This is a genomic window from Pseudomonas sp. NPDC098747 (genome assembly GCF_044760045.1).
Lineage (GTDB): Bacteria > Pseudomonadota > Gammaproteobacteria > Pseudomonadales > Pseudomonadaceae > Aquipseudomonas.
The window spans coordinates 1-2,477 of record NZ_JBIWAL010000091.1; the positions used below are offsets into that span (position 1 = coordinate 1).

The following is a 2,477-nucleotide window of genomic DNA, read 5'->3' on the forward strand; positions in this document are numbered from 1 at the left end:
TGGGACAGACCGTCAGATGAAACACCGGTACGTTGCTCGCTACACATTTTTTGGAATCGCCCAGCAAAGACTGCTTGGTAATCGGCAACTCCTGCAATTCAGGCGAATCCACAGAAGTTGTATCAAGAAGGGAGCGTAGTCTACCGGAATGCCCCTTTCATCTCAAACCTTGATCTTCGTCTGTTGGCTGCCAATGCAATTTCCAGCCGTCCTGCAGATTGCCATCAAGGCCCGGCAGGTTCGCCACCGCGAGCAATTCTGCACCGCGAAACAGCAGCGGCAATCTGCCACGCACGAAGGCCGGCACCGCACGTTCATTGAGCAACCGCTTGAGATCGCGATGACCACGATCGGCCAGATGCATCACTTCGCCACCCTGACGATACGCAATGCGCAAAGGCCCGCAAGGCGTCGGGCCGCTGAGCATGACGCGCCCGTTATCGGGCAAGCGTAGCGGTGATGCCGGGGTCTGCCACTCGCCGCCGATCACCGGCGCACGCAGCCAGTCGCCGCTCAGCCACCAGAGACGACCGGCGCTGCGGTGCAACTCGCCATCGGCCAGACGCCAGACCGGCGAAGCGTCGTGGGCGGCATCGCACAAATCCGCCCAACCCGACCAATGGTCAGTGTCAGGCAGCCGCGTCAGTGGTTCGAGCCAGTGGCTCAATGCATTTCGCTGGCGGGAGGCGGACAGCGGCGCCAAGGGTGCCAATTCCAGCGACGGCACGCCCAACCAATCGAAATCAGTTGAGGCTTTGGCTTGCGTCAGATCAATCTGCGCCAGCTCATCAAGCAAACCTTGCGCTTCACGCAGATGCGCGGCGCTGCGGGCCATGCTGGCTTGCGCTTGCGGCCAGCGCCCGGTCAGCAGCGGCACGATCTGATGACGCAGGTAATTGCGCGAAAACTGCCGATCTTCGTTTGACGGGTCTTCGATCCATTGCAGTTGGTGGGCCTGGGCGTAGGCTTCAAGTTCGCCGCGAGTGACGTCGAGCAAAGGCCGAACCAACGTGCCCTGCCCCAATGGACGCTGCGCCGGCATTGCCGAAAGCCCGCGCACCCCGGCACCGCGCAACAGACGAAACAACAGGGTTTCCGCCTGATCGTCGCGGTGCTGACCGGTCAGCAAAACGTCGCTGGCCTGCGTCACCGAACCGAACACCGCATAACGCGCGTCCCGCGCCGCCCGCTCCAGACTCGCGCCCGGTTGTACCTTCACCCGCTCCACTTGCAATGGAATGCCCAATGCATCGCAGACAGCCTGGCAATGTTCCGGCCACGCATCCGCCGCAGCCTGAAGGCCGTGATGAATATGTATGGCGCTTAGCGCAGGGAGAGATTCGGTTTTTGCGAGATGGGCGAGCACGTGCAGCAAGACAGTGGAATCGAGGCCACCGGAGAAAGCCACGCGCCAATGAGCGGCATTGCGCCAAGGCTCAAGATTCAGCAGAAGCCGCGATGGCAGATCACTCGTGGACTGACCCATTTTTGTACCTGTGCATAAAGCAAATGTGGGAGCGAGCTTGCTCGCGAAGGCGGTTTAACATTCAACACATTCGTCGACTGTTACAACACTTTCGCGAGCAAGCTCGCTCCCACAGGGGTTTCCACCATCGGCCGACAGCGTCGACTTAGAGACCGTAACTCATCAGTCGATCGTAACGGCGCTTGAGCAGCGCTTCGTTGTCGAACTTCTTCAGCATCGCCAGTTGCGAGCTCAGCTCGGCGCGGATCGACGCTGCGGCAGTTGCCGGATCACGGTGAGCGCCGCCCAATGGCTCGCCAATCACCTTGTCGACAATGCCCAGGCCTTTCAGACGCTCGGCGGTGATGCCCATCGCTTCAGCGGCATCCGGCGCTTTTTCGGCGGTTTTCCACAGAATCGAGGCACAACCTTCCGGCGAGATCACCGCGTAGGTCGAGTACTGCAGCATGTTCAACTGATCGCAGACACCGATCGCCAGTGCACCGCCGGAACCACCCTCACCGATTACGGTGGCGATGATCGGGGTCTTCAGGCGCGACATGACACGCAGGTTCCAGGCGATTGCTTCGCTCTGGTTGCGCTCTTCAGCGTCGATGCCAGGGTAGGCGCCCGGGGTGTCGATGAAGGTCAGGATCGGCATTTTGAAACGCTCGGCCATCTCCATCAGACGGCAAGCCTTGCGGTAGCCTTCTGGACGCGGCATGCCGAAGTTGCGGCGAACCTTCTCGCGTACTTCGCGGCCCTTCTGGTGACCGATGATCATCACCGGCTGGTCGTCCAGACGGGCGATACCACCCACGATTGCAGCGTCGTCGGAGAAGTGACGGTCACCGTGCAGCTCATCGAACTCGGTGAAGATGTGTTCGATGTAGTCCAGGGTGTACGGACGCTTCGGGTGACGCGCCAGACGCGCGATCTGCCAGCTGGTCAGCTTGCCGAAGATGTCTTCGGTCAGCGTTTTGCTTTTGTCCTGCAGGCGGGAGATCTCATG

Annotated in this window: 2 protein-coding genes; both read right to left on the reverse strand. The window is 60.6% G+C overall.

The features are described 5' to 3' along the window. Positions 1-157: 157 nt before the first annotated feature. Positions 158-1,486, reverse strand: a complete 1,329-nt coding sequence (gene tilS / locus ACIQVE_RS28115; RefSeq protein ID WP_402814955.1) for a tRNA lysidine(34) synthetase TilS — start codon at positions 1,484-1,486, stop codon at positions 158-160. Between the two features lie 145 nt (positions 1,487-1,631). Continuing rightward, a partial coding sequence (locus tag ACIQVE_RS28120) for an acetyl-CoA carboxylase carboxyltransferase subunit alpha (protein ID WP_402814958.1) occupies positions 1,632-2,477 on the reverse strand: 846 nt, incomplete at its 5' end.

Bases quoted from the DNA above. Each gene is read 5' to 3' on its own strand.
- tilS (WP_402814955.1), bottom strand. From the start codon at position 1,486: ATGGGTCAGTCCACGAGTGATCTGCCATCGCGGCTTCTGCTGAATCTT.